Source organism: bacterium, assembly GCA_024224155.1.
In the GTDB taxonomy this organism is placed as follows: domain Bacteria; phylum Acidobacteriota; class Thermoanaerobaculia; order Multivoradales; family JAHEKO01; genus CALZIK01.
This window is the reverse complement of sequence record JAAENP010000375.1, coordinates 1-2920: the sequence shown is the minus strand read 5'-3', so window position 1 is coordinate 2920 and position 2920 is coordinate 1. Positions and strand designations below refer to the sequence as shown.

General features: G+C 62.0%; 2 protein-coding genes. Both read right to left on the bottom strand.

Annotation, left to right across the window (positions count from 1 at the left end):
- Positions 1 to 213 precede the first annotated feature (213 nt).
- On the bottom strand, positions 214 to 888 hold the full coding sequence (locus GY769_19145; protein ID MCP4204041.1) for an ATP-dependent Clp protease proteolytic subunit: 675 nt from the start codon (positions 886 to 888) through the stop codon (positions 214 to 216).
- 232 nt (positions 889 to 1120) lie between these two features.
- On the bottom strand, positions 1121 to 2740 hold the full coding sequence (tig, locus tag GY769_19140) for a trigger factor (protein MCP4204040.1): 1620 nt from the start codon (positions 2738 to 2740) through the stop codon (positions 1121 to 1123).
- Positions 2741 to 2920 lie beyond the last annotated feature (180 nt).

The following is a 2920-nucleotide window of genomic DNA, read 5'->3' as shown; positions in this document are numbered from 1 at the left end:
CGCGAGTAGATGTCATACGACCGTTCGCCACGACCGGTCTTCTCGATTACGAACGGGATCAATGTGGAATTGCTTGCCATGTGGCACTCCTTCGCCATCGGCGCCGCGGCCGAGGGGGTTCGTTGATCTGCAGACTTCTTTCAGGCTCGGACCTCAGAAGACGGGTCGAACCGCCGTTGGCCGAGGACGGCCCGGCTCGCTGCGGCCGAACGCCTATGACTTCTTCTTGTCCTTGTCCTTGCCTTTTCCGCCGGACTCCTCACCGGTGCTCTCCAAAATCTCGTCGACGAGGCCCCATTCGACGGCCTCTTTGGCATCGAGGAAGCGATCCCTTTCGGTCTCGGCCTCGATCTCCGCAATGGCCTTGCCGGTGTGTTCGGAGAGGATGCGATTCAGATTCTGTTTGTCCCGGAGAATCTCCTCCGCCTGAATGCGTATGTCCTCGGCCTGACCCGTGATGCCGCCCCAGGGCTGGTGGAGCATGATCTTGCTGTTGGGCAGCGCGAACCGTTTGCCCTTGGTGCCGGCCGTGAGGATCACGGCCCCGCCGCTGGCGGCCTGGCCGATGGAATACGTCGCGATGTCGCACGTCAGGAAACTCATCGTGTCGTAGATCGCGAGCGTCTGATCCACCATGCCTCCGGGACAGTTGATGTACAGGTGAATGTCTTGGTCCTTCTTGACGCTCTGGAGATAGAGCAACCTCATGATGACCAGACTGGCTACGTGCTCGCCGATCGGGCCGGAGAGGAAAATGATGCGATTCTCGAGGAGCATGTCCTCGATCGACATCTCGCGATAGCGTTGGTACGGGGGCCCGGCCTGGGCGTGCGTCGCCAGGGCCATGGGGTTGATGATGCCGCCGTGCGGATATCCTCGATCATCCATGAACGATTCCCTTTTCTCGGTCGCTCTCGGGTCTATTCTCGGGCCTGACTAGCCGCCGGCTCTCAAGGCGTGCCGAGCCGCCCAATCAACGGCAACGCACGCCGACCGTGACTACATCGTCCAGCCGGGCAGGCCGCGTTAGCGAGCGCTCGTACACAGCAGCTCGCCTCATCGCCCTGCAGTCTCCACACCAAAGCCCAGGACCGACGGGCCCTGAGCCCGTGACGCTCCCTCATTGAGACTTCTTCTTTGACGCCTTCTTAGTCGTCTTCTTGGCAGCATTCTTGACCGTCTTCTTCTCGGCCTTCTCGTCCTCGTCTGCCTTTGTGGTCGCCTTCTTGGTCGCGGCCTTCTTGGCGGCGGTTTTCTGCTTCGGCGCCGCCTTCTTCTCAGGTTTGGCCTCGGTGATCTTGGCCTTGTCCAGAATCCGCTCGATGCACTTCTCGTCGCGGACTTCGAGATACAGTTGCTCGATGCCGTTGCTCTTGGCCAACTCGTCGCGAACGCGATCAAAGCGGCGGTTATAGGCCCTGGCCATTTGGGCAATCTGGCCGTTGATCTCCTCCTCCGTCACATCGACCTCGAACTTCTCGGCGACCTCTTCGAAGATGAAGTAGAGCTTCAACTCCGCCAGCGCCTCTTCCCTGGCGCCGGTGCGGAGCTCGTCGGCATGTTTGTCGATCTCCTCCGCCGGGACACCCTGCCGGCGCAATTCGATCGCCCGCCGAGCCGCCGCCCGTTCTGTCTGGCGAGAAGACAAACCCTCGGGCAATTCGAGTGTGGTGTTATCGAGCAGGTACTTCTTCGTCTGACCCTTCATGCCGCGGCGAATCTCCGCCTCGAGTTGCAGCTCCATCTGCGACTTGACCCACTGGCGGTAGTCAGCCTCGTTGTCGAAGCCATTGGCCTCGAGATAGGCCTTGTCCAGCGGCGGCAATTGCATCCGCTTGATCTCGTTGACACTGAATGCAAACGTCGCCTTCTTGCCGCGAAGATCCTCGACCTCGTAGTCCTCCGGCAGCTCGGCCTCGACCGAACGGCTGTCGCCGACCTTCGCACCCTTCAAGGCGTCACCCAGATCCGAAAGCACGGCGCCCTCGACGACCTGCGCTCGCGCCGCGAGTTGAACATTGTCGAGAGTCTTCACTTCCTTGCCGCCGACAGTCACCTTCAAATCGCACACGAGCAGGTCGTCGGCGACGACTTTGCCACCCGACTCGACTGGCGCCCAGTTGCCTCGCTGCGCGCGCATCCGGTCGATCTGCACCTGCACGGCCGCGTCGCTGATGCTCAGGATCGGCTTCTCGATCGGAACGCCTTCGAGCTCCGGCAACTCGAACTCCGGCTTGACCTCGACCTCGCAGCGGAACGTGAAGTCGCCGTCGTCCGGCAGCGCGATGTGCGGCAGAGCCTCGCCCATTTCGAGCAGCTTCTCCTGCGTTTGCTCGTCCGGCTTCTTCTTGTCCTTGACGTGGACCCAGATCATGGGGTCGCCCAGAACCTTCAACTCCTCCTTGTCGATCGCAGCCAGATAGGCGTTGGAGACCAGCCGCGTCTGAACCTGTTCGTTCACGTCGCGGCCGAATCGCTTTTCCACGAGCTTCCTCGGGGCGTGACCCTTGCGAAAGCCCGGCACCAGCGCGTCGGACATAAGCCCGTCGTATTCCTTGTCGAACTCGGTCGTCAGGCTGTCGCGGGGGACGGTGATGCCCACGGTCTTGCGGAGCACGCCCATGTCGGTGACGTCGACGGAGATGACCTTCTTGAGCGCCGCTTGCGGGTCTTCTTCCCCATCGTCCGCCACGGAGACGCCTTCATCGGTCTGATCGCCTGTTATCTCATCGCTTGCCATCAATGGCCTCCTGTGTGCCGCCGGAATCGATCCGACCCCCACCGGCAAGTCCCCGGCTTCCCGCATCAGGCCCACGCCGCGCGCGGAAGTCAGCCGGCCGGGGCATTGGAACTGCCGTTCAGCGTTCTGTCAATCACGTGGGGGCCGCTTCGCTCGTCCGGACCGTGGCAGTCTAGGCGG